Here is a 21,598-nt window from a genome sequence, read left to right as displayed (position 1 = left end):
CCATCCCATTATGTACATCTAATCCTATTTCTCTTCAACAAAGAGCCAGTTCTCTACTTGAGAACTGGCTCTTTTTGCATGAGAATTCTTCAAATACATAATATAGAAAAAACATTTATATCAATCCAACTATATTATAACAATTATCCAAAAATAATTAATAGTATTTTTTGTAAATAAAAGTGAATATGTGGTACAAACTTATGTGAGATGATAGTTTATTGAGCAGCAAATATAAATATATGGAACGTATATACATCTCATTTAAACATCTTCTATTTTCTCTTTTGTTTAAAAAAAGACACAGAGATTCCTTCCTATGCCTACTAATTCCTTACCTCTTCACCGCATGCACATAATGTACCGTCTCGAAAGCTTTCAAATAATCATTTCGTCCTTCAAAATATAATGTATTTATATCCTCTGGTGATAAATGCTCATAAATGAGTAAACCTGAATTCTCTAACAATGCTTCCATTTCGCGATAAGAATAACATGACTTCATCGGTTCTCCGCCTATTGCAGCCATTTTTACCATATTTTCAACTCGGTTAGACAACCCTTTTTCCGTAAATAAATTTTCATCGGGATAATCGAAAACGATAGAACTCCCTTCTGTAACCATCTCAAACAAGCACTCTATTAAACTAGCAAGTTCCTCTTTCGTTAAATAGTACGTAACACCTAAAAGGCTAAAGAAAGTCTTTTTATGTTCAAATCCTTCATTGCGTAACTGTTCATAGGAAAATCCTTTCGTAAAATCCATTGAAACAAAATGAAGGTTTTTTGGAACTTCAAGTTCTGTTTCTTTTATTCTTTCCTTCTTAAACGCCTGCGTAGAAGGATGATCCACTTCAAATATTTCTATTTTATTTTCTAATTCTTGGTGTCTAAAACTGAACGTATCTAAGCCTGCACCGAGTATGACGTATTGTTTCGCTCCCAGCGTAATCTCGTGTAGTAATACTCTTTCACAATATGCCGCACGTGCTAAAGGTGTTGGTGATAATTGCACTTGTGTAATCCATTTTAATATTTCTTGTGGATTATCTTGAAACTGCTGTGCAATGTCTGTATTGAAGAAATGTATTCCTTGAACCATATTCGTTTCAATATTAATTCGTTCTTTTGGCGAAATGAACTCTTTAGCTACATAATCATCAAAGATTTTCGGATTATCAAATTCACTATGATATGCCCTGCTGAAAGCTGATACTAACGACGTTACACTTGCTTCACCTTGTTTCACGCACATACACTCTCCTTCATTTTCACAACAAAAATAGGGTTCCCCTGGCCAGGAGAACCCTATTATACACCTTATTTTTATTTTGGTAAATTATAGCATAAATAAGTTTTTTTGTCAAATTTCCAGCCTGCTACGCTCCAACAATTTTTGTAATCTCTAGCAGGAAGACTTCGATCTACACCGAATATTCCAGTTTATAACAACACAAATGGAGGGCGTCATGAAAAGATTAGTTATCATTACAGTTGGAAAAACTACATTTGCTAAAGAGTACTCCCCTACCCCAAATAAGAGATTATAAAAATTACATAATCATAGATTATTATGCAAATCCTTCCTCTAAGCGCCTAACATAGTATATAATAATAAGATAATCTACTTCTATATGCTCAATTTTACACAAAACAGCTCATGCATATGAAAGAAAAGAGGTACAAAAATATGAAAACAAAACAAACAATTGCTGCGTCTACACTAGCTTTAGCAATGATTGCTGGCGCGAACTCTGCTCAGGCGGAAGTAAATGATGCTACTCCTCAGCAAAGTACGGGAGATCGATTAGCTGAAATTAAGCAACATAAACAAGAGTTAGATGCGAAATTACAGCAACACAAAGAAAACGTGGATCAAACATTAAATGAACTTAACAAAGTTAAGGAAAATGTTGATACGAAGGTGAATGAACTACATGAACGTAAACAAGTTGCTGATGAAAAAATTAACGAGATTAAACAACATAAACAAGAGTTAGATGCAAAACTTCAGCAAGACAAACAAATCGCCGAAGATAAAATCGCTGAAATTAAAGAGCATAAAAAACAAGTAGAAGATAAAGTTGCTGAAGTAAAAGAGCATAAACAAAATATCGATAACAAAGTGAATGAGATTAAAGAACATAAACAAACTGTCGATGAAAAAGTGAATGAAATGAAGCAACATAAAGAGAACATTGATCAAAAGGTTAATGAACTTAAGGAAGTTAAAAAACAAGTAGATGAAAAATTAGCTGAGTTAAAGAAAGCGAAACAAACTGCTGAAGACAAACTCGCTGAACTAAAAGAAAACAAGCCGAATACTGGTAACACGTTAGAGGAACTTAAGAAAATTAAAGGCAATTTAGACAGTCTTTCCGCTAACTTAGAACTAGCTAAACAAGATGTAAAAAACAAACTAGCTGAATTACAAAAGGCTAGAGAAGATTTACTAAATAAAATTAACGAAATTAAACAATCGAAACAAACTGTTTCAGACGATTTAACAAAGAAAAAACAAGACTTAGATATTAAAATCAACGACTTTAAGCATACTGAGAAAAAAATTGACGACAAATTAGCTGAGTTACATACAACGAAGCAAAATGTTGATAACAAGATTAATGAAGTATCACAGTCCAAACAAACGCAAGCAGATAATGGTACTAAAAACAATAACGCTAAAGAACTTCCTAACGCTGGTAGCGAGCAATCAAACAATATAGCTCTAGGAATGCTATCTGTATTAGGCGGGATTTTATTACTTACTCGTAATAAAATTAAAACGTTATTCTCTAAATAAATCCATTAAAAAAAGGAAAACCGCACATACATGTACGGTTTTCCTTTTTTTATATTAACTGTCCATCTCGAAGCGTCAATATACGATCACATACATCAAGCATTCTTTCATCATGTGTAATCATAATTGCTGCTTTTTGGCTCTCTTTCACTTCACGTTTCATCATTTCAACAACTTCACGTGCGCGTTTTGAGTCTAAGCTTGCCGTTGGCTCATCCGCTAATATTAAATCTGGGTTGTTCATGAACGCACGAGCAATTGCTACCCTTTGTTTTTCCCCACCAGATAGTTGATTTGGATAATGATTTTTTCTTTCTCCTAATCCAAATGCCGCTAATAAATGATCCGCACGCTTTTCTGATTCTTGTTTACTTTCTTTTTTTAACTTAGCAATGTAAAGTAGTTGTTCTTTCACATTTAAATATGGAACAAGATTTGCGAACTGGAAAATGAAGCCGATTTTTTTCAAACGAATGTCTGTCATTTCCTTTTCTGATAGCTTCGTAATATTTTGCTCACGAATGTAAATATCCCCTTTTGACGGTGATAATAGTGCACCCGCGATTGATAATAATGTACTTTTCCCTGATCCAGAAGGACCGACGATTCCGATAAACTCTCCAGCTTTCACATCAAGCGACATCGGATGAAGGGCTGTTACTTCCGTATTCCCTTCTCCGTACACTTTACTTACTTTGTCTAATTTCAATAATGAAGTCATTACATCCCGCCTCCAATTGCTTCTAATGCATCAACTTTTAATACTTGGTATAACGAAATAAGTGTTCCTAAAATACTAATTACGATAAAGATTGCTGCGTATTGTGCAATCATCGGTGTTGTTAATAAGAACGGCATACCCGCTGGTAAAATTTGTTCTAATCCTTGTACAAGAACGATACTAATTACCATCGCAACGACTGATAAGAATAACGCCTGTACGACTAAACTATTTGCTAAATACGAGTTCTTCGTACCAATTGCTTTTAATACACCTAATTGCTGTGTTTTTTGTAGTGTAATAACATAGAAGAATACACCGATTAATAACGCAGCGATCACAAGTAAGAACGCAATGATCATCGTTAAAGTTCCTTGCTCTTCTTTAAATCCTGGAATACTTTGCAGTACTTCTTTTTTATCGATAACGTGAGCATTTTTAATTTCTTTATCTGTGTTAAGTGCAATTGCACTATAATCTTTTTGGTTTGGTTGTGAAATAGATCCCCATACGTCTTCATTTACATAAACGACTGGTGTATGGCTAAACATTTGATCTTTCGTAAATCCGACGATTGTAAATTCTTTCTTTGAAACAGGATCGATAATTGTATCTCCAATATCGATTCCCTTCTCTTTAATCGATTCATCAGCAACCATCTCGTTGTTTGCTGTACCTAATTTCTCCCCTTTTACAATGTTCGGTTCTAAAAATGAATCTCGTTCGCTTGAGAAAATAGCGATATCAACCTTTTTCGAGCTATCTTTCTTTTCATACGTTGAAACTTTCACCCGAAACGGAACTGCCTCTTTCTCGCCCACTTGATTTACTACGTTATCTACATCGTCTTTCTTAATTTGTGAACGAAGTAATTTATTTTCCGCATCATCTGCTAAAACGAACTTATTTGCCTCCATATTTTGAATCGATGAAGCATTATCATATGATAATCCATTTGCTAATCCTGAAATAACAAGGACTAAAAATGATAATAACACCATAATCAATCCGATTAATCCGTATCTTAATTTTGATTGTTTTAATTCACGCAGAGCTAAAAACATTTCGCTCGCTCCTTCCTCTTTCTTTCTATGCACTTATCATAAAAAAGAAATATGAACGGAATATGAACAGAAGATTACAGAGATTAAGATTTAATTTTCAGAAAGTATTGAAAACATTCGAAATCCTTGATACAATTCAGTCAAATAATCTTGACCGAGTAATTTAATTTAAGGAGTTGATCATTTTGAAGCCCGTATTAACACTAACTACTTATAGCCAACTAAAAGCATTAAGCGATCCACTACGTTCCGAAATGATGATACGTCTATGCGAACGTCCTTATACTGGACAATTACTATCTGAGAAATTCGGCATTTCAAGGGCGAAAATTCATTATCATTTAAAAGAATTAGAAAAGAATGGTCTTATAGAGATCGTTTATACAGAAGAAAAGAATGGGATTGTTCAAAAGTTTTATCAATCTGTCGCTAAAGGCTTCACCCCTGCTACAGATCTATTACCTCATTTAGAAATATTAAGCGAATCAGGTCGCCAAATCTTTTTACAAATGATAGAAAGAACGAAAAGCCAAATTCTCGCTGCACCAGAAGAAGCTTTTACATTACGAAATGCAAGTGAAGATCCAGCTAAGTGGAATTACGTTTCATCCTGCTGGGAATTTGATGCTACGCCAGAACAATTTCAAGTGTGGGTAAAAAAGTTTTATGAATTAATGGCTGAATTAAACGAAATCACAAAAGGTGCAGATAAAGATCCGAATAGTAAACCTTATTATATTTCTACTACTGCACTTCAAATCGCTGAGAGAACAATGCAGCAATTTATTAAAAAAGAAGAAAAATCGTAATACGATTTTTTTTACATAAACGGTCAAATTTATTTTACCGAATAAATTTATTATAAAGGAGTAGATAAAGTGGACATATTAAAAAACCGGAATTTCCTCTTATTATTTTTAGGGAGAATTTTTACAAACGTAGGAGATAGTTTGTATTATGTAGCAGCGATGTGGCTCGTATACAAATTAAGTGGTAATCCTTTTTATTCTGGATTAGCTGGTTTTCTTACATTATTACCTTCTGCACTTCAATTTCTTACTGGTCCATTCGTTGATAGATGGTCCATTAAACACACCCTCGTCATCACACAAGTTTTGCAATGCATTCTTATTTTAATCATTCCTATTACACACTACTTCGACCTATTAACAGTCCACCTACTACTCATCATCATGCCAATCGTAGCCTTTATTGAACAATTCGCCTATCCCGCACAATCAAAAGCTTTACCACTTCTACTGCATAAAACACAATTATTAAAAGGAAATTCACTCTTTTCATTTGCGTATCAAGGCATTGACTTAATTTGTACGACTCTTTCTGGCATATTAGTAGCACTATTTGGCGCAATCACTTTATATGTAATCGACTCTTTTACATTCGCGATTACTGCCCTATTGTTCTTTTCATTGAAAATGCCAAAGCAAACTGAAGCAGGCACAACACTTTCAACCAAGCAATATTTCTCTGATTTAAAAGAAGGGTTTTCAATCGTCTTTCGTTCATTAATGGGCGTCTTCTTAATCGGTTCCGTTGTCGCTAATTTTTCAATCGGTATGACGATGGCCATACTCCCTTCTTTCGCTGATTCTTTAGGTGGTGTGAAATTATATGGTTTCTTCTTAGCTGCTATATCAGCAGGTAGTCTCATCGGTGCATTATTCAGTTCATGGGTTGGCAAACGTAATGTTGGCCGTGTCTCCATTATTAGCTTTACGACTGGCGCTATCTTTTGGTTTCTCTCTACGATTATACCGTTTCAATGGATGTCTATTTTCTTATTCGGTCTAGCTTGGATTCCAATTGGAGCTACGAACATATTGTTTGCGACAATTAGTCAAATGGTAATTCCAAATCAATATATTGGACGCATCAACTCAGTTATGCGAAGTATGGGCACAATTGCGATGCCATTTGGTTCTTTAATTGGCGGATACACCGCAAATGTATTTAGTAGCCAACTCATTTTCGCACTCGCTAGCATCGGTATTTTATTTATTTCTCTCGTATGGCTACTTCATCCGAAATTACGAGCATTGCCAAAAGCTGATGAGATTACAGCGGATACTTTTGGAGTGCAGTTTAGGGAGGAGCGCGGGAAAGGTGCTGCTTTATAGCCAGCAAACATAACCCCGTTCTAAATTTGGGACGGGGTTAAAAATATAATAATAAAGTCGTTTGAATATCTAAATTTTATTCAACAAAAGCACCAACCTAAAACGGCAGTTAACGCTTTGATGACCATGCCCCCTGCATTTTCCTTAATTGAATAATTTGGCCTGTATGATAAGCATCATGAAGCATGATGTCCAGTAATTTACCTTCAAGTGAATTTTGTTCAAGCTCTCTTTCAGAAATTGCACTTAATACCTGTCTTAAATTACGCTGAGCATTTTCAGAGCGTTCAACGACTTCCTTCCATTCCGTATCATTATTAGATTGCTTAGTAAGATAAAAGGTGTCATTACCGTCAAGATTATGTGTCCATTCACGTCCTTCCAAGTTTGCAGCAAGTCTTTCTTTGTAATAAGTGAGATGATTAACATTCTCCCAAATGGTATTCGTTGTCTCTCCAGCTGGTTTCCACATAGCCTGTTCAGCTGTAAGTCCTTCTATAGCATGTTTAAACGGTGCATACCAACTCTCTTTATCGAATGTTGAATCTAGTTTATTTAATAACAAGTCAATTCGTTTCAAAGTAATTTCCTCCCTACACAGTTCAAGTTTTAATACACTTCCTCTAACTCTGTAGAGATTCTACATTTTTAAATAAACTTCCTCCTAATCCCACTCCATAAACTCATCCGATTATGCAATTAAAATGACTCATATTTTTTCATTTTACACGTATACTAGCGACAAAAAAAGAAGAGGCTGTTCCCAAACAGCCTCTTTCATCTATTTAGGAAGTTCAACCCGAACAGTCGTCCCTTCCCCTTTCGTGCTATATACCGAAACGGTCCCTTTATGCAGTTCAACAATCTTCTGCACGATTGATAACCCTAAACCGCTACCTTCTACGTTTCTTGCTCTCGCTGTATCCACCTTATAAAAACGATCAAAAATACGATCCATTTCTTCTTTTTCCATACCGATTCCGTTGTCTGATATAGAAATTATAACGCTAGACTCTAACTCTTCCACGAAAAACTCAATCGTTCCACCATCGTTTGAAAACTTAATGCTATTCGTGAAAATGTTACTCCATACTTGATGAAGTAAGTTTTCATCACCTTGAATTGTAATGTCCGGCACATCAAATTCAACGGCGATATCTTTTTCCCGCCATTTCCATTCAAGCATAAAAATGACGTCTTTAATTTGTTTTTGTAAGGAAAAGTCTTTTATTTGTAAAACCTTTTCCTCCTTATCTAATGAAGCGAGCGTAAGCAACTGTTTACATAAACTAGACATTCGCTTACTTTCACCTTCAATAATTTGTAAGTAATGATTTCTTTCTTCCTCACTCATCTTTTCTGTTTGCAACGTTTTTGAAAAACCTTGTATGGAAGAAAGTGGTGATTGAAATTCATGTGAAACGTTCGAAACGAATTCTTGTCTCATTTCATCTAGTTCTTTAATACTTTTCGTCATCTTTTGGAAGCTTGTAGATAACGTTCCTATTTCATCTTTTCGTTTTACGTCTAATTCAATTTTATATTCCCCACTCGCAATTTTTTGCGTAGCCTTCGTAAATTTACGGATTGGGCGAACGATATAACCTGCTGCAATCGCTATAAAGATAATGCTTAATAGTACGATAAACCCAAGTAATACCGCTAAGAAAATTCGCATTTCGCCAAATTGGTTCTGAATGTCGGGGCGAATAAATAACGCGTACTGTTTATCACCGTGCTTTACCGGTACACCAACACTATTTATTAATTCATTATCGAAAAATCCTGTAATAAAAAGACGCGTTGGATACGTAGAAACACCATTAAACGTTTCTCCTTGCAATACTTTATGAACAGTAGCATCGCTAATAGACGTCTTACGAAACGCATTACCGATACGCTTTCCATTCTTTTGATCATCGACAATATAAATTTCATACCCTAACTTTGCAATAGAATGCAAATACGTCTCTTGATTTTCTTCACTTTGCTTTTCATATAACGATTTAACTTCTTCCGCATACTTTAAAATCTTTTCACTATTATACGGTTTTAACTTCACTTGATAATATACGTTCGTTAATAAAAAGCCGATAATACTACTAAGTAGCATAATGCCGACCGTCATAAATACAAATCTAGAATATAGTGATTTCATCTTATTTCAACTCCAACTTATACCCGAGGCCGCGCACCGTTGTAATTTGAAAATCATCCGTTCGTTTTGAGAAACGATCTCGGAGCCTTTTCACATGAACATCAACTGTTCGTTCATCTCCTTCAAAATCCATTCCCCATACTAATTCAATTAGCTCTTCTCTTGAAAATGTTCTCCCAGGATAACTAGCTAATTGTGATAATAATTCAAATTCCTTTAACGGAAGTAGAATCGTCTGTCCGTTACACTTCACCTCAACGCCTTTACGATCAATTGTCGTTCCGTGGAGTGTAATAATGTCTGCACTCAGCATTTGATAACGGCGCAGCAATGCTTTCATACGGAAAATCACTTCAGCTGGTTCAAATGGTTTTACGATATAATCGTCTGTGCCAGAAATGAATCCTTTTTCTTTATCCACTAACTGGTCTTTCGCCGTTAATAAAATAACAGGAATATCATGATACTTCCGTATTTCTTCACATAACGTATAACCATCAACAAACGGCATCATAATGTCTACAATCGCAAGATGAATATTTTCCTTCTCTAATACTTCTTGCGCTACCTTTCCATCTTCAGCTTCAAAAACTTTAAACCCCTCTTTTTCTAAATGGTAATGCAATAACTCTCTAATATGTTTATCGTCATCAGCTAATAAAATATGTATCATCTTCATTAAACCCTCTCTCGTTCATCCTTCTACATCACTACATTAAAAAACAATTAGATTTTTTGCAAGAAAAAGAAAAAGAATCTATTTTGAAAAAAGATTATTCAAAATAGATTCTCACGTTTTAGTATTAAGATTATTTTAATCAAAAACAATTTTTAAGCCTTCGAAATATCAACAAATCCTTCTCCGAACACATCACGAACATCGTGTATAGCGATGAAGGCAGCCGGATCTGTAGTTTGAACAATCCGCTTTAGCTTCACTACTTCTTGCTTATTAATAACAACATAAAGAATGTCCTTCGGAGTTTTCGTGTAATAACCATGACCTGAATACACAGTAACCCCTCTACCCATTAAAGAAGTTACCTTCCCGGCAATTTCATCTGGTTTATCAGAAATAATTGTAATGGCCTTTTTCGGATTTAAGCCTTCAATTACAAATTCCATTACTTTCGTTCCTACATATAACATAATAATTGTCAGCATCAGTTTTTCTGCACCAATGATGAAATAAGATGAAAACGCAACGATTAAATCGAAGAACAGTAGACCATAGCTAATACTCCAGCCTAAATACTTATGCGTCATTCTTGCTAAAATCGTAGTACCTGCAGTTGTTCCACCAACGCGAATGATAAGACCAATACCACACCCGATAAATATTCCACCGAAAATGGCATTTACGAGCATTTCATCAGAAGCAATCGTCCAGCCTTCTGTTAAATGAAGAAATAGCGAGTTAGTCACTACAGCGATAATCGTATAAATCGTTGTAATCTTATTTAAAAATTTATAACCGACTATTAACAAAATCGCATTTAAAATTAAGTTAACTAAACCTGGTGACCACTCAAATAAATAGTACGTAATAATCGTGATACCTGTTACCCCGCCCTCACCAAACTCGTTCGGAATAACAAATAAATTGACACCTAACGCAAAAAGAAATGCACCGATAATAATAAAAATAATGTCTGTCGTTCTTTTTTTCATACAGTACCTCACTTCTTATGTAAATATTTATTCTGCCATAAACTCTCACTATTATATCGTGGAATATTCAAATCGAACAGTGGTTTGTTTTTATTTTAATATAAGATAAAAAATCAACATTATTTATTATGTACTGCAAATAAAGTTTTGATTTCACCCGTAATTTACTCTTAAAAAGAAATGCTGAACATTGACTTGCACAAATTTCAAATAAAAAAGTACCCATCTAATTGTCATACACAATGATAATTAGATGGGTACTGCATGATACATTTAGTTTTTACATGTATTGTTTGGAGAAAATTGCAAATAACGACTTATACTCGCCTTATTAAGACCAAATCCATACATCATCATTATTTTCAACGTTCGTCTTTGCTTCATGAACTTTTTCAATATGGTCAACTGTGTTCCAGTTAATAGAACTTCCGCCCCACCCTACATACTTCATATCAATTTTCACTTTCTCACCCACATTAAATACTTGTCCCTTTGTTAAGAAAACATCAATAATATCTTTCTTCCCATTTAACGATGGATACTCAACTACAACATATTTAGTAGCACCGTCTCCCTCATCTTCCATCGTTCCTACTTTTGATACTTCTCCAATTACATAATTAGGTGAGCCATCTTCTTTCATGTGCATACCTAACTTGTTTGTTGTATTTTCAACTGCAGTTGCAACCATATATTCTGTAAAATTACGCATCATAGATCCAGTAGCTTTTACTTCATCTCCTACTTTCACGTTTGAAAGTGAATCAATATACACACTAACAGGTTCCTCATATTGCTTAGATTTTACAACAATCACACCGTTATCTACTTCTACTACTCGTCCTTCTAACGTCGAGAAATTCGATTCAATAGAAGCTGCACTCGCTTTTGTTAGTTCTAATCCTGGTACATTTGTTCCTGATAATGCTGCAATCCCTAAAGCACCTGCTAAAATTATTTTTTTCATACCCATATGTAACATCTCCATTCATGATGATTTTTTTTGATTGGATACGACCGACCTGTAATCATTATAGTTACAGGTTATAAAAATAACAACCGTTTTCCTCATGCAATGATGCATACTGTGATTTTCAAATATAAATTTTAGCAAAAAATATTTGTAGATTATTCCTATATTCAGCACTAATACTAAATTCTCAAATTACAGCAGGTGAACTTATTGAAGGCGGAGAAACTAATGTCATGTACAATGTTCTTCAACTCTACGGTTTGTATAGCCGTAGTTCATTACATTATGTAGGAGCGGGATTCATATGTTAATAAAACCAAAGAGATTACAGCCAGGAGATATCGTAGCGACAGTAAGTCCTTCGTGGGGAGGAGCAGGTGATGCTGAAATAAGATGGCGATATGAGCAAGGAGTAAAAAGATTAGAAGAAGTTTTTAGTCTTACGGTTATCCCAATGCCAAATAGCTTAAAAGGTAGCGAATACCTTTATAACAATCCAGAGGCTCGTGCCGAAGATATAATGACAGCATTTAAAGATACACGCGTGAAAGCAATTATCGCGAATATTGGCGGTGAAGATAGCATCCGGTTACTTCCCTATATAGATTTTAATGTGATACGCGAAAACCCGAAAATTTTTATGGGGTACTCTGACGTTACTATTACACATTTATTTTGTCATAAAGCAGGCCTTTCCTCTTTATACGGTCCAGCAATTCTGACCGATTTTGCCGAAAATGTAGAAATGGATCCATACACAATTGAAATGGTAAATCGTACCCTCTTTTCAAATGAAACGATTGGCGAGATTCAACCAGCTCATGAATGGACAAGTGAGCATTTAGAATGGATTGAAATAAATAAGGATACAAGACGTACGATGCAGCAAAACAATGGATATGAGGTACTTCAAGGCTCTACCACTGTACAGGGGCGCTTAATTGGTGGTTGTATTGAAGTATTGGAATTTGCAAAAGGAACGGAACTTTGGCCTGAGAAAAAACATTGGGAGAATAGTATTCTCTTCTTTGAAACTTCTGAAGATCATCCAGAACCAAGTTATATAAAATATTGGTTACGAAATTATGCAGCACAAGGTATTCTGCAAAAAGCAAAAGGAATCATTTTTGGTAAACCGAAAGATGAACAATACTATGAAGAATATAAACAGGAAATATTGCAGGTTATGAAGGAACATAACTTAGAAGATTTGCCGATTCTTTATAATTTAAATTTTGGCCATACTGAACCGAAGTTTATTTTACCTTACGGTGCAATGGCAGAAATTGATTGTGAGAATGGATCTTTCTCTATTTTGGAGAGTGGTGTGGAATAAAGGAAAACTTTAAATAAGTTTAGCCATAAGTTTTATAATTTTTTTTCATTTTAGGGTGTATTTTATTTTGATGAGCTTGATAGCAATATGACAGGACTCAAATAAATAAAAACACTCCTATGAGATATGACAGTGAATTGGTACTTTTTAAATGATATGGAGATTACTTATCTAATGATAAAGGGGGATTTACGTGTATGGAAGTAACATTTACAGTAAGTAAGTGGGATGAAAAACCAATTGATGATAATAAAAAAGATCTCCCTATTAATATTGCTCATGTCGAATATGATATTGATGGGGAATTAAAAGGAAAGGCTTTTGTTGAATACTTATTATATTATTTAGACTCAAATATAAATGATGGTCACTTGGCTACGGCTAAAATTTCTGGATTTTTACACTTTGAAGGGATTTATAAGGGGCAACAAGGGACATTTACAGCTATAGAGCAAGGAATATTTGATAAAGGAAATTTAGATTCCCCAGGAACAATTATTAAAGCTACCGGTAACTTAGAAAACCTGAGAGGATCCTATAATTATCAGTTTACAGGTCAAACTAGTAAACTGATTTTAGAGTTTGAATTTTAGTAAAATATCCTATAATTTAGTGGAAAGGACATTTCTTGTAATACTAGGAATGTCCTTTTTGTTGACGAGCTTATTCAACTATTTTCTAATAGTTAAGGAAAGAACAGAGTATACGTTATGGAGGGAATTAAAACGCTAAGCCTGGGAGGCATCGGGGGCCCACTTATTCATTACTTTTCCTACCAATCAAAGAATAATGCCTGAAAAGCTCCCCTGCATTACTTCTTTTCCAAGTTGATTCATACATATAAACATCGTAATTATCTTTGGACGTTTTTTCATCAGGTTCTAATTGTTCAATGCTTACGTCACAACGAATGGTTACTATTAATTGGTGACTTTCTATTAAATGAAAATCGCCTCTTATAGAGCGCAGTTTTACTTATGTTCATTCTTATGCAAATTCTGAAGCATATTCTTCGTATGTCTTTAATGTATTAAGCAATCGAGCTGATTCAATCATGATTTCGTTCGATGAATCAGTTACACAAATGACAATAAATCGATTATCATCTCTATCTCCAAACAACCCTTCTGATTCAAGTTCCATTAACACATTTAACGTTTCTTTCAACAGTGTATGTACTCGTATGTTAAAGTCATCTTCGACGATATTATGATATTTCTTAATAATTTTGTTCACTTCATCAAACATTCCAAAATCGTTCCATTCGCTCCACTCAACAGCTCCGTATCTATAATAATTGTATAAAGGGTCCGATTTATTAACTTTGATTAGTCTTTCTTTATTTGCCACTGGTCCAATGCTATTGACACAATCGTCTGTTAATATGGAGTACCCGTATATTGTGTCAACACCGCATCTTGTTAAAAGTTCGTTATAATGACAACGAATTGCATTTTTCAATTCAACATAAAAACTTTTTTGCAGCTGCATTTTCATCGTATTTCCTCCATTTTTTTGTAGCGACCTGTTGTTACATATTTCAATCTTAACATTAAAATCAACATTAAACGTTTACTGAGCCAAAATAAGAAAAACCGAAACTAAAAATCATTTCGGTTTTTCTAACTAAAGAAGTCTATTTATTTTAAAGAATGAACAAACAACCCACTACGCAGTTTCGGTTCAAACCACGTTGATTTCGGTGGCATGACTTCTCCGGCATCTGCGATTGCTAATAAATCTTCCATAGATGTCGGATATAATGCGAATGCTGCTTTGTATTCGCCGCTGTTCACAAGGCGTTCTAGTTCTTCTAATCCGCGGATTCCTCCGACAAAATCGATACGTGAATCAGAACGCGGATCATGTATTTCAAGCACTTGGCTTAATAAATGATCTTGCAGAATAGATACATCTAAACCTCTAACAAGATCATTCGCATCAAATGTTTCTTCTTTCACAGTAAGCTTATACCACTTCTTATTTACATACATACCAAATGATTTGGGCTCATTTGGTTTATACGGAGAAACAGTTGTTTCTTCTACATAAAAGTACTGCGTAATTTGATTTAAAAACTGTTCCTCTGATAAGCCATTTAAATCTTTCACAACTCGGTTATAGTCCCAAATCGATAATTCATCATGAGGGAATAGAACCGATAAGAAGAAATTAAATTCCTCTTCTCCTGTGTAATTTGGATATTGTTCTCTTCGCATAAGTCCTACTTTTGCAGCTGATGCAGAACGGTGATGCCCATCTGCAATATAAAGATTAGGAATATCTTCAAATGCGTTTACTAAAGTCGTAATTACATCTTCATCTGCAATCTTCCACGCAACATGCTTAACACCGTCTTCTGCTGTAAATGTATAAATTGGCGCATGCTCTTCTTTCCAGCTTCTAATTAAATGCTTTACTTCATCTTTTGTACGGTACGTTAAAAAAATCGGACCTGTATTTGCGTCACACACATCTACGTGGCGAATACGATCTAGCTCTTTTTCATGACGTGTTCTTTCATGTTTTTTAATTGTATCATCTTCATACTCATCAATAGATGTACAAACGACAAGGCCTGACTGCGTTCTTCCTTGCATCGTCAGTTCATAAATATATAGCGCTGGCTCTTCATCTTGTATGAACACTTCTTCTCGTATAAATTGCTTTAAATTGTCTCCCGCTTTTTCATACACGCGATCATCGTACGGTGACAGTTCAGGATCTAAATCAATTTCTGCTTTATCAACATGCAAGAAAGAATATGGATTCCCTTTTACAACTTCCCTTGCCTCTTCACTATTTAATACGTCATACGGTAAAGCTGCCACTTGTGCCGCTTTTTCCTCTACTGGACGAATGGCCCGAAACGTTCGTATTTTTGCCACATTCCTCTCTCCTTTACACAATCATTCGAACGGCTACAACACCTGTAATTTTGCTTATATTTTCTACAATATTCTCTTTTATTATATCATCAATTCCGTTATCGATATCAATCATTGTGTATGCCCAAGAATGTTTACTACGATTAATCATATCGGCAATATTAATATGATGTTCCGCTAAGCATCCTGTAATTTGCCCTACCATATTCGGGACGTTTTGATGCATAATTGTAATTCGTTTCTTTCCGATATACGGCAATTCTACGTTTGGATAATTTACTGAATTACGAATATTTCCTGTCTCTAAATATTCACGTAATTGACGTGCTGCCATTACTGCACAATTTTCTTCCGATTCAGACGTAGATGCACCAAGGTGAGGCGTCGCTGTTACATTTTTCATCTTTATTACATTTTCATTCGGGAAGTCCGTTACGTAATGTGTAATAATATCTTCTTCTAATGCTTTTTGAAGAACCTTTTCATCTACAAGTTCTCCTCTAGAGAAATTAAATAGACGCATCCCTCTTTTCATCTTCTCTACAGCGTGTTCCCCAATAATCCCCTTCGTTTGATTCGTAAGAGGAATATGCAGTGTAATATAATCACACGTTGCAAAAATTTCATCAAGGCTAAATGCTCTTTGCACATGTGTAGAAAGACGCCAAGCTGTTTCAACTGAAATGTAAGGGTCATATCCGATAACATCCATCCCTAACGCTAACGCATCGTTCGCAACTAAAGCACCGATTGCGCCAAGTCCGATAACACCTAGACGTTTCCCTGCAATTTCTGATCCAACAAATTGTTTTTTTCCTGATTCAACAAGCTGTGGTACTTCTTCACCCTCTAAGTTTTTCGTCCAACTTACACCATTAATAATGTTACGTGAAGACATAATAAGACTGGCAATAATGAGTTCCTTTACAGCGTTTGCATTTGCCCCCGGCGTGTTAAATACTACAATTCCTTTTTCTGTACATCGCTCGACAGGAATATTATTTACACCAGCGCCAGCTCTTGCAATCGCCTTTAAATCTTTTGAAAACTCTTCTTGATGTAAAGAATAGCTACGAAGCAAAATTCCATCTGGATGCTTGATTCTATCTCCTACTTCATAACGTTCTTCAGTAAAAACTTGCAAACCTTTTTCTGCAATTTGATTTAACGTTTGAACACGAAACATATCCCCATCTCCCTATCTATTCTCAAGCTCAAATTCCTTCATATAATTTACTAATTGCTGTACGCCTTGTACTGGCATCGCATTGTAAATACTAGCGCGCATACCACCGACTGATCGATGCCCTTTTAACGTAACAAGTCCTCGTTCTTTCGCTTTTTGTAAAAACTCACTGTTCAGCTCTTCTGACGGTGTTGTAAACGGAATGTTCATAAGTGATCGATACGTAGGATCAACTGGTGAAGTAAACAATTTTGATTCATCTAAGAAATTATAAAGAAGTGAAGATTTCATTCTATTTTGTTCTTCAATCGCAGATACTCCGCCTTGCTCTTTCAACCACTCTAGTACAAGTTTCGTTACGTAAATACTAAAGGACGGCGGTGTATTATATAAGGAGTTATTTTTACTGTAAGTTTCATAATTTAACATTGTCGGACAAGAGCGATCTGCTTCCCCAATTAAATCTCTTTTTATAATAGCAATCGTTAAGCCCGCAGGTCCTAAATTCTTTTGCGCCCCCGCATATATAAGACCAAACTTCGAAACATCATATCGCTCTGATAAAATATTTGAGGACATATCCGCAACGAGCGGCACTTTTTCTACATGTGGAATGTCCACATATTTTGTCCCCTCAATTGTATTATTCGTTGTAATATGTACATAATCTAGTTTTTCATCACTTAATAAACCGTCCAGTTTAGGAATCGTAGTAAACTTCTCTTGCTCGGAAGAAGCAATCACTTGTACTTCCCCAACTTTTTCGGCTTCTTGCAATGCCTTTTTAGACCATGAGCCAGTTAGTACGTATCCAGCTTTTTTATACGTATTCATTAAGTTCAACGGTATCATAGAGAATTGTAATGACGCACCGCCTTGTAAAAATAAAACTTCATACTCATCAGGGATGCTCATTAATTCACGAAGTAAGTTACTCGCTTCCTCTATAATACTTTGAAAATAAGAAGATCGATGACTCATTTCCATAATAGACATGCCTGTCCCGTTATAATTTAATAGCTCCTTTTGCACTTTCTCTAAAACTGGCAAAGGGAGTATTGATGGTCCTGCTGAAAAATTATAGACTCTCTCCATTACCCTCATAACCTCCCTATTTCTCATCAGATTATTTTTTAAACTTTCTGAATTATAACCTAAAATATAATATGTGGTCAATTTGTTTTCTATTATTAGGGCGCAAGACGCGATGGAATCGCTTGCAAGTGCAGACTTTTTTATGGACATATAAAAAAGTGTTAAGTACATAATCGTACTTAACACTCTAATAATGAAAGAATAATAGCTAATCGTTCGTAAAGAACCGATCAAAAATTTGATAAATAGCAGAGAGACCAATGAGCCAATAAATAGTGTCCACAAGCGCCGGCATAGAACCAAACCATTTCTCAACTACATTGTAATCTAACGCTACAAATAACCAATTCAAACCGCCAAGAATCACCAAAATTACTGTAAGGTAAGACAAAAATTTCATTATGATTGCCCCCTAGGTGATAAGATGGTGAAAGGCCTTTCACTAGAAATATATGTAGTAAACTTTAAAACTTACCTATTTTATAAAATTTATTTTCTGTACCACCCGTTAATAACTGCCTCTGCTTCTTTACTATGTATTTGATACGCATGTGTACTATCATTAGAGCCAATAAACCAAATTGAAAAACCTTTAAAATATGGTTTCGGTTCTAATACATCGCGGTAAGCACGCCATCCATTTAATTGCACATCCTTCGAAAACACATTTGAAACATCTGAATTCCATGGATTTTGTAATCCAAGTTCACGTGCTGGAACGTTAAATCCACCGAAGTAAACTGGCTTTCCTGTTGCATTATGTAATTGTTCCAATTGCTGAACAACATTTTGCCCACGATTAAATACTGTTGTCGCAAATAAACTTTGCTTCACTTCTTCATATGTTGGATTTCTTTTTCCTGAAACTTCAAACCAACTGTCTATGCTAACAATATCCACCTTTTTTAAATACGGGCGATTGATTTTCTCTTTAAACTTCGCTTCATAAGAAGGGTCCCAGCTTGCTGTTAACCACCAGTTCATTTGATACAAAACATTTCCTTTATACTGATTACGAACAAAATCAATTGTATCGCTCCAGTATCCTTCTGCATACTCCATATTCACGAAATTAGAAGCAATCTTTAGTCCATACACATTGTATTTACTTGTAATGGAATTAAAAATATCTTGCAGAATAACCGTCTTCCAATTCCAGAAGAAATCATTAATGTTACTTGGGTTCCATTCTGTCTCTCCAACATTCCCCTGCTGAATATACGGGAACGGTTCCACTATAACTTGAATATTACGCTTTAATAATTCTTGAATTAAAATAATAGCTTGTTGCTTTTGCGCTTGATTAATTACCATGTTAGTAGAAGTCACATTTGGGATATCTACTTGAATCGGTACATTTACTGTATTTAAATTTAAGCGCTCCACATCCGCTAATACTTTCGCTACATTTCCAACTTCCCATACTGTTACGTTTCCTGATTTGATTTTTCCAGATTGAACAGTATTTACATCTGCCTGTACATTTCCTTGAAAACAAAAAGAAAACAACATAAGAAACACTCCTAAAAAACTTATTAAACTCTTATTTTTCTTCACAACTTTCCCCCTATAATTTTTGGCTTTCTTGATTATTTTATACAACGTTTCATATATATTCCACAAAAAATCCAATAAATTTTTATTGATAAAAATGCTATTCATCCTTTATTCACATCTTACTCATACTAAGCTCCTAAAAATAGTAAGATAAATAAAAAAGGAACGGATTTCCGCTCCTTTTTTATCTTTTTACAATTATCAATCCATTTCCCTTTTAGGCTCTACCAACATGATATGGGATTCCTTTTCAGTGAAAGGTTTATGCTCAACGCCTCTCGGGACAATAAACATCTCGCCTTTAGAAATTTTCACCTGTCCATCACGAAAATCGATGAACATCTCCCCTTCAAGCACAATAAATAGCTTATCTGTATTAGGATGCTCATGCCATATAAAATCTCCATTAGCTTTAAAAAGCTGAATTTGATCGTCATTCATTTCACCAATCACTTGTGGATACCAATAATCGTTAATTTTAGATAACTCGTCATTTAGTTTAATAGGTTGGTAATGGATAATAATCCCTCCTCACTTTCAAATTCCACTATATTACAGTAATATAAGTAAAAAAGTCGTTATTACGCTTAAAAAGAAAATGCTCCGGCCAGAACTTTTCATTCAGATAGTACAAAGGAGTGATTTCAATGAAAGTACTTTCAATCCAATGTTTCCTTTAACTCTCCATAAGTATAGAACAGTGATTTTCAAATAAGAATGGACCCCTGTTGACATTAGTATGGATTATTGATGAACTTCTCGCGATATTTAGTAGGCGAAATGCCAACTCGCTTCTTGAAAACTCTACTAAAATAAAAAGGGTCTGCGATTCCAACAGCCTGCGCAATTTGTTGTACAGGCACATCACTTGTACATAACATTTTTTGAGCCATCTTTATACGATAGTTCAATAAATATTCTGCTGCCCCCATACCTGCATGCTTTCTAAACACGTAAGAAAGACGATTTCGATTAACATTATTTTGTTCTGTAAGTGTATGAATTGTAATATCTTTATAATAGTATTTACGAACGTAACTAGATATTCGTTCGAATAAAGTATGCGACTCATAATTGCTTTCTCTATTGAAAACACTTAATAAAGCTTCATTCAACGCTTCGCGAAACAGCATTTCGGTCTGAAACATCGAAATGCCTCCACGCTGATTATATACATCCCAAAGACGCATAAGTAATTCGACAAGACGAGGAGATTGTCCTGTTAATAATTCAAAATGCTGATGAGTAAATCCAGAGTCTTCTCGTTCTGAATTGCTTATCCGATATAAAACAAGAATATATTCCCAGTTTATTTCACCAAGCATTTTATGGGCTAATGTCATTTTTGCACCCCCATGTATAACTTTTCCTGGGGAAAGAGTATACGGCGTACCATTAAATTGAAATTGCGTCTTCCCTGTAATTGGAAATACAAATCCTAGGAAAGAATCTGTAGACTCAGCAAAAGGCACACCTGGATTTTTAGCATAACGATATACTCCTTCTACTCCGAAAGGAGTATTGGCAAGATACTCTGCTAACTCATTCACGTCTAACTTCACAATACACGCCTCATTTCAATAATAGTTTTCTTGTAATTCGCGAGATTAATTGGTGTACATTCTGGGAAACGCTAAACTAAAAATAGTACATACAACTTAACAAAATCTGATTATTAACCTATAAATATATTGTTTTTCATTTATTGACCAAAGTATCCTCCCTATATTATTGATAATGATTTTCATTGTAGTTTGATAAAAAAACATTTTTCAAGTTGGCTGGCCTAGAAAAATGATGAAACAAGGAGGATAGAGGAACAGTTCTGTTGCAAATAATACCTAGTCTTTGTTAACTAATTCCCCTCAAAACTGGAATGATCATGTTAATAGTTGTAATGACTTTATTAGTTACAGCACTTACAGCATGTGGAAATAATCGTAATCCTGAAGAAGTTGCTACAGCGTATTTCGAAGATGGAAACAGCCTACTATCAAATTAAATGATA

Annotated in this window: 21 protein-coding genes; 5 read left to right on the top strand and 16 right to left on the bottom strand. The window is 34.9% G+C overall.

Features of this window, described 5'->3' with window-relative positions; translation table 11 throughout:
• Window positions 1-334 precede the first annotated feature (334 nt).
• Complete coding sequence (locus ACTFN4_RS13330) at window positions 335-1,255, bottom strand: class I SAM-dependent methyltransferase (protein WP_221839663.1); 921 nt, start codon at window positions 1,253-1,255, stop codon at window positions 335-337.
• 435 nt (window positions 1,256-1,690) lie between these two features.
• On the opposite strand from ACTFN4_RS13330, the gene ACTFN4_RS13325 reads away from it, so the two are divergent.
• Window positions 1,691-2,803 carry an LPXTG cell wall anchor domain-containing protein gene (locus ACTFN4_RS13325; protein ID WP_439962408.1) on the top strand — a complete coding sequence of 371 codons (1,113 nt, stop codon included), beginning with the start codon at window positions 1,691-1,693 and terminating at the stop codon, window positions 2,801-2,803.
• A 49-nt stretch (window positions 2,804-2,852) separates the two neighbouring features.
• On the opposite strand, the gene ACTFN4_RS13320 is transcribed toward ACTFN4_RS13325, so the two are convergent.
• Both ACTFN4_RS13320 and ACTFN4_RS13315 read right to left on the bottom strand, forming a co-directional pair.
• Window positions 2,853-3,524, bottom strand: a complete 672-nt coding sequence (locus tag ACTFN4_RS13320; protein ID WP_000202606.1) for an ABC transporter ATP-binding protein — start codon at window positions 3,522-3,524, stop codon at window positions 2,853-2,855.
• Window positions 3,524-4,588: an ABC transporter permease gene (locus tag ACTFN4_RS13315; protein WP_048657077.1), complete on the bottom strand. Its 1,065-nt coding sequence runs from the start codon at window positions 4,586-4,588 to the stop codon at window positions 3,524-3,526. Before ACTFN4_RS13315 ends, ACTFN4_RS13320 begins: the two co-directional genes overlap by 1 nt.
• Window positions 4,589-4,773: 185 nt before the next feature.
• Here ACTFN4_RS13315 and ACTFN4_RS13310 point away from each other — a divergent pair, with 185 nt between their 5' ends.
• Window positions 4,774-5,397: an ArsR/SmtB family transcription factor gene (locus tag ACTFN4_RS13310; RefSeq protein ID WP_439962406.1), complete on the top strand. Its 624-nt coding sequence runs from the start codon at window positions 4,774-4,776 to the stop codon at window positions 5,395-5,397.
• 69 nt (window positions 5,398-5,466) lie between these two features.
• On the top strand, window positions 5,467-6,726 hold the full coding sequence (locus tag ACTFN4_RS13305; protein ID WP_439962404.1) for an MFS transporter: 1,260 nt from the start codon (window positions 5,467-5,469) through the stop codon (window positions 6,724-6,726).
• A gap of 109 nt (window positions 6,727-6,835) precedes the next feature.
• Here ACTFN4_RS13305 and ACTFN4_RS13300 read toward each other — a convergent pair whose 3' ends face one another.
• The 5 genes from ACTFN4_RS13300 to ACTFN4_RS13280 all read right to left on the bottom strand — a co-directional run bounded on the left by ACTFN4_RS13300 (window position 6,836) and on the right by ACTFN4_RS13280 (window position 11,528).
• Window positions 6,836-7,306 (bottom strand): DinB family protein, encoded by a 471-nt coding sequence (locus tag ACTFN4_RS13300; protein WP_439962402.1) that lies wholly within the window; start codon window positions 7,304-7,306, stop codon window positions 6,836-6,838.
• Window positions 7,307-7,507: 201 nt separating this feature from the next.
• Complete coding sequence (locus ACTFN4_RS13295; RefSeq protein ID WP_000839519.1) at window positions 7,508-8,884, bottom strand: sensor histidine kinase; 1,377 nt, start codon at window positions 8,882-8,884, stop codon at window positions 7,508-7,510.
• A gap of 1 nt (window position 8,885) precedes the next feature.
• Complete coding sequence (locus tag ACTFN4_RS13290) at window positions 8,886-9,563, bottom strand: response regulator transcription factor (protein ID WP_000781959.1); 678 nt, start codon at window positions 9,561-9,563, stop codon at window positions 8,886-8,888.
• Window positions 9,564-9,715: 152 nt separating this feature from the next.
• Window positions 9,716-10,555: a YitT family protein gene (locus ACTFN4_RS13285; protein ID WP_000747495.1), complete on the bottom strand. Its 840-nt coding sequence runs from the start codon at window positions 10,553-10,555 to the stop codon at window positions 9,716-9,718.
• A gap of 331 nt (window positions 10,556-10,886) precedes the next feature.
• Entirely contained in the window at window positions 10,887-11,528 is a 642-nt protein-coding gene (locus ACTFN4_RS13280; protein ID WP_000525486.1) for a F0F1 ATP synthase subunit alpha, read from the bottom strand.
• A gap of 304 nt (window positions 11,529-11,832) precedes the next feature.
• Here ACTFN4_RS13280 and ACTFN4_RS13275 point away from each other — a divergent pair, with 304 nt between their 5' ends.
• Window positions 11,833-12,864, top strand: a complete 1,032-nt coding sequence (locus ACTFN4_RS13275; RefSeq protein WP_000905874.1) for a S66 family peptidase — start codon at window positions 11,833-11,835, stop codon at window positions 12,862-12,864.
• A 197-nt stretch (window positions 12,865-13,061) separates the two neighbouring features.
• Window positions 13,062-13,457, top strand: coding sequence for a DUF3224 domain-containing protein (locus ACTFN4_RS13270; RefSeq protein ID WP_439962400.1), 396 nt, complete (start codon window positions 13,062-13,064; stop codon window positions 13,455-13,457).
• Window positions 13,458-13,851: 394 nt separating this feature from the next.
• Here the strand turns inward: ACTFN4_RS13270 and ACTFN4_RS13265 are convergent, their stop codons facing one another.
• The 8 genes from ACTFN4_RS13265 to ACTFN4_RS13230 form a co-directional block, all read right to left on the bottom strand.
• Entirely contained in the window at window positions 13,852-14,361 is a 510-nt protein-coding gene (locus ACTFN4_RS13265) for a DUF4303 domain-containing protein (protein ID WP_001989073.1), read from the bottom strand.
• 143 nt (window positions 14,362-14,504) lie between these two features.
• Window positions 14,505-15,752: a DUF1015 domain-containing protein gene (locus ACTFN4_RS13260; RefSeq protein WP_439962398.1), complete on the bottom strand. Its 1,248-nt coding sequence runs from the start codon at window positions 15,750-15,752 to the stop codon at window positions 14,505-14,507.
• 13 nt (window positions 15,753-15,765) lie between these two features.
• Window positions 15,766-16,938 (bottom strand): 3-phosphoglycerate dehydrogenase family protein, encoded by a 1,173-nt coding sequence (locus ACTFN4_RS13255; protein ID WP_025686842.1) that lies wholly within the window; start codon window positions 16,936-16,938, stop codon window positions 15,766-15,768.
• 12 nt (window positions 16,939-16,950) lie between these two features.
• Window positions 16,951-18,033 (bottom strand): 3-phosphoserine/phosphohydroxythreonine transaminase, encoded by a 1,083-nt coding sequence (gene serC / locus ACTFN4_RS13250; RefSeq protein WP_000442921.1) that lies wholly within the window; start codon window positions 18,031-18,033, stop codon window positions 16,951-16,953.
• Window positions 18,034-18,241: 208 nt separating this feature from the next.
• Window positions 18,242-18,433 (bottom strand): DUF378 domain-containing protein, encoded by a 192-nt coding sequence (locus tag ACTFN4_RS13245; RefSeq protein WP_000670804.1) that lies wholly within the window; start codon window positions 18,431-18,433, stop codon window positions 18,242-18,244.
• Window positions 18,434-18,522: 89 nt separating this feature from the next.
• Window positions 18,523-19,590, bottom strand: a complete 1,068-nt coding sequence (locus ACTFN4_RS13240; RefSeq protein WP_439962396.1) for a glycoside hydrolase family 113 — start codon at window positions 19,588-19,590, stop codon at window positions 18,523-18,525.
• A gap of 201 nt (window positions 19,591-19,791) precedes the next feature.
• A complete protein-coding gene (locus tag ACTFN4_RS13235) occupies window positions 19,792-20,031 on the bottom strand; it encodes a cupin domain-containing protein (protein WP_000997182.1) in 240 nt (79 codons plus the stop codon).
• Between the two features lie 293 nt (window positions 20,032-20,324).
• On the bottom strand, window positions 20,325-21,152 hold the full coding sequence (locus ACTFN4_RS13230; RefSeq protein ID WP_439962394.1) for a helix-turn-helix transcriptional regulator: 828 nt from the start codon (window positions 21,150-21,152) through the stop codon (window positions 20,325-20,327).
• Window positions 21,153-21,598 lie beyond the last annotated feature (446 nt).

Origin of the sequence: Bacillus cereus group sp. MYBK95-2 (genome assembly GCF_051915225.1) — a bacterium.
GTDB lineage: Bacteria > Bacillota > Bacilli > Bacillales > Bacillaceae_G > Bacillus_A > Bacillus_A cereus.
The sequence above is the reverse complement of the archived record's forward strand: the minus strand, read 5'-3'. Positions and strand labels throughout refer to the sequence as shown.

Coding starts and splice junctions, on each gene's coding strand:
- ACTFN4_RS13235 (WP_000997182.1), bottom strand. CDS start 20,031: ATGAATGACGATCAAATTCAGCTTTTTAAAGCTAATGGAGATTTTATA.
- ACTFN4_RS13265 (WP_001989073.1), bottom strand. CDS start 14,361: ATGAAAATGCAGCTGCAAAAAAGTTTTTATGTTGAATTGAAAAATGCA.
- ACTFN4_RS13320 (WP_000202606.1), bottom strand. CDS start 3,524: ATGACTTCATTATTGAAATTAGACAAAGTAAGTAAAGTGTACGGAGAA.
- ACTFN4_RS13315 (WP_048657077.1), bottom strand. CDS start 4,588: ATGTTTTTAGCTCTGCGTGAATTAAAACAATCAAAATTAAGATACGGA.
- ACTFN4_RS13270 (WP_439962400.1), top strand. CDS start 13,062: ATGGAAGTAACATTTACAGTAAGTAAGTGGGATGAAAAACCAATTGAT.
- ACTFN4_RS13245 (WP_000670804.1), bottom strand. CDS start 18,433: ATGAAATTTTTGTCTTACCTTACAGTAATTTTGGTGATTCTTGGCGGT.
- serC (WP_000442921.1), bottom strand. CDS start 18,033: ATGGAGAGAGTCTATAATTTTTCAGCAGGACCATCAATACTCCCTTTG.
- ACTFN4_RS13295 (WP_000839519.1), bottom strand. CDS start 8,884: ATGAAATCACTATATTCTAGATTTGTATTTATGACGGTCGGCATTATG.
- ACTFN4_RS13255 (WP_025686842.1), bottom strand. CDS start 16,938: ATGTTTCGTGTTCAAACGTTAAATCAAATTGCAGAAAAAGGTTTGCAA.
- ACTFN4_RS13285 (WP_000747495.1), bottom strand. CDS start 10,555: ATGAAAAAAAGAACGACAGACATTATTTTTATTATTATCGGTGCATTT.
- ACTFN4_RS13290 (WP_000781959.1), bottom strand. CDS start 9,563: ATGAAGATGATACATATTTTATTAGCTGATGACGATAAACATATTAGA.
- ACTFN4_RS13280 (WP_000525486.1), bottom strand. CDS start 11,528: ATGGGTATGAAAAAAATAATTTTAGCAGGTGCTTTAGGGATTGCAGCA.
- ACTFN4_RS13330 (WP_221839663.1), bottom strand. CDS start 1,255: ATGTGCGTGAAACAAGGTGAAGCAAGTGTAACGTCGTTAGTATCAGCT.
- ACTFN4_RS13325 (WP_439962408.1), top strand. CDS start 1,691: ATGAAAACAAAACAAACAATTGCTGCGTCTACACTAGCTTTAGCAATG.
- ACTFN4_RS13275 (WP_000905874.1), top strand. CDS start 11,833: ATGTTAATAAAACCAAAGAGATTACAGCCAGGAGATATCGTAGCGACA.